This window comes from Variovorax sp. DXTD-1, from assembly GCF_003984625.1.
In the GTDB taxonomy this organism is placed as follows: Bacteria; Pseudomonadota; Gammaproteobacteria; order Burkholderiales; family Burkholderiaceae_C; genus Variovorax.
The window spans coordinates 1-2175 of record NZ_RWKH01000051.1 but is presented as its reverse complement, the minus strand read 5'-3'; the positions used below and the strand labels follow the sequence as shown (position 1 = coordinate 2175).

General features: G+C 55.8%; 3 protein-coding genes. All 3 read left to right on the top strand.

Annotated elements, in window-relative coordinates:
- Positions 1-105 precede the first annotated feature (105 nt).
- Positions 106-612, top strand: a complete 507-nt coding sequence (locus tag EJI00_RS25630; RefSeq protein WP_126750105.1) for a DUF4189 domain-containing protein — start codon at positions 106-108, stop codon at positions 610-612.
- Between the two features lie 48 nt (positions 613-660).
- Positions 661-1086 carry a lysozyme inhibitor LprI family protein gene (locus tag EJI00_RS24715; RefSeq protein ID WP_185868220.1) on the top strand — a complete coding sequence of 142 codons (426 nt, stop codon included), beginning with the start codon at positions 661-663 and terminating at the stop codon, positions 1084-1086.
- A gap of 50 nt (positions 1087-1136) precedes the next feature.
- On the top strand, positions 1137-2175 hold a 1039-nt coding region (locus EJI00_RS24710), incomplete at its 3' end, for a peptidoglycan-binding domain-containing protein (RefSeq protein ID WP_148110654.1).

Sequence of the window (2175 nt, the reverse complement as noted above, 5' to 3'; positions counted from 1 at the left end):
GATCGATCTGGCGGATTCGGCATTAACCCCACTCGTACTACGAGCGTCGCCCCCCCCAGGCGATACCGTCATTCCTGCGCAATCGACTACTTCACGGGCTTGACCATGTTCACAAATCTTTTGCGCAGGCTGCTCGTGCTGAGCTTGTGGCTGCTGGGAACCGGAGGGGCGTATGCCGAGGGCAATTGCCCTGATGGCTACTACCCGATTGGAGGGAGAGACTTCGCGGGCTGTGCGCCTATTCCGGGCTCTGGAAGCCAGCGGCAAGCGCCGCAGCCACCAGCCCAGCAGTGGGAACGTCGATGGGGAGCAGTTGCAATAGATTCACAGAAGGCTGTCATGGGCGTAGCCATCGACAAGCGAAGCAAGAGAGAGGCCTCACTAGCGGCGGCAAGCGATTGCGAACGACAAGGTGGCGCAAATTGCGAAATCGAAGCCGCATACGACAACCAATGTGTTGCAGTCATAACGAGCAACGATAGTCATAACACGCCTATTGCTCTCACCGTAGATCAAGCCGTAGCAACGGGCATGAAGACATGTCGTGATGCTGGGCTCACCAACTGCCGCGTTTACTACTCCGCCTGCAGCCTCCCGGTGCGAATTCGGTAGTCTCCGCTTCATAGCTAGCAATTCGATTGCGAATACTCAATGAAACCCATGAAACAACTGCCTGTGCTATTGATCATCTCGCTCACGCTGGCGGCCTTTGGTACACAAGCTAAAGCCACGGCCCTAAACAAAGTGGACGCCATAGGTCTGCGTGCTTCTTATAGCAAATGCATCGATGCGGCCGATGGCGTCACGCCTGTCATGCAAAGCTGCATGAGGGTTGAAAACGCTTATCAAGACAAGCGTCTGAATGCAGCCTACAAGAAATTGAGGGCTCAGCTTGACAAAAACAAACAGGCCAAATTGCGCGCCGACGAAAGAATCTGGCTTGACTATCGCAAATCCCACTGCGCGCCCGATCCTGATGCTGGACAAGCCGATGCCCTGTCGTCCTTCGACTGCTCGATTCTGGAAACCGCCAAGCAGGCGGCCACGTTGGAAAACCGCTCGTCTATAGAGCGGCTTAAGCAGTAAATCGTTTCAGGTCGATTTTTCAGTTTCAGATCATCAACAGGGAGCATCACATGGTAGGCGAAACAACACCGGCATCAGCGTCAGCACCCAATGGGTGGCGTCTAGGTCACACATCGGAAAGTTATGAATCCAGCGGGCGTGGCCCTGGCACTGTTTCTTCGGGTCGTGGCGATGCAGGTGGTCAGTCTTATGGCAACTGGCAGTTGTCGTCCAACGAAGGGACGTTGGGAGAATATTTGCGGCAGTCCCGCTACAAAGAACAATTCAAAGGATTGGAGTTAGGTTCGCCCGACTTCAACGCCAAGTGGCGCGAAGTGGCCAAGACCGATCCAACCGGTTTCCAGCAAGACCAATGCAACTTCATCAAGGCCAGCCACTTCGACAAACAGGTCGAGCGACTGAAAGCGGATGGGCTCGATCTGAGCAGTCGCGGCCCCGCCGTGCAGGATGCCCTGTGGAGCACGTCGGTTCAGTATCGCGGCTTGACAAAGGGCATTGTTGAGAAGGGACTGGAAGATAAATTCGGCAAGGACTACGACCTCACCAAGCTTTCCGACAAGGACATTGTCACTGCGGTTCAAGACTACAAGATCGGTCACAACGAAACCCTTATGGGACGCAATTCCGCGGCCGTACGCGCTTCAGTGAAAGGTCGTGCCGAAAACGAAAAGGCGGACTTACTGAGCTTGGCCGATGGCAAACTTGTCCATCATGGCGGTCACGCGCACAAGCCCGCTTCCATCGGCGAAATTCAAACCAAGCTCGGACAGTTGGGCTATACCAATCCTGACAAGACTCCTCTCGCGACCGATGGCCATATGGGTCGCAACACGCGCGATGCGCTCAAGGCCTTTCAGCACGACCACCATCTCAAGGAAACCGGCACCACAGATCCCGCCACTTTGAAGGCGATCGACACTACGCTCAAAGAGCGTGGAGTTCAGAGGCAGGCAGCACCGACAACCGAGCAGAGCAATGACCGGAACCGCTGGGGGCCGCCGCAAATCACCGACCTCGCCCATCCCGGCAATCCGCTGTTCAAGCAGGCCCAGACCGGCATGCAGGCAATCGATGCCAAGTACGGTCGCA

Excerpts from the sequence above, each read along its gene's own strand:
- EJI00_RS25630 (WP_126750105.1), top strand. The coding sequence starts at position 106 with ATGTTCACAAATCTTTTGCGCAGGCTGCTCGTGCTGAGCTTGTGGCTG.
- EJI00_RS24715 (WP_185868220.1), top strand. The coding sequence starts at position 661 with ATGAAACAACTGCCTGTGCTATTGATCATCTCGCTCACGCTGGCGGCC.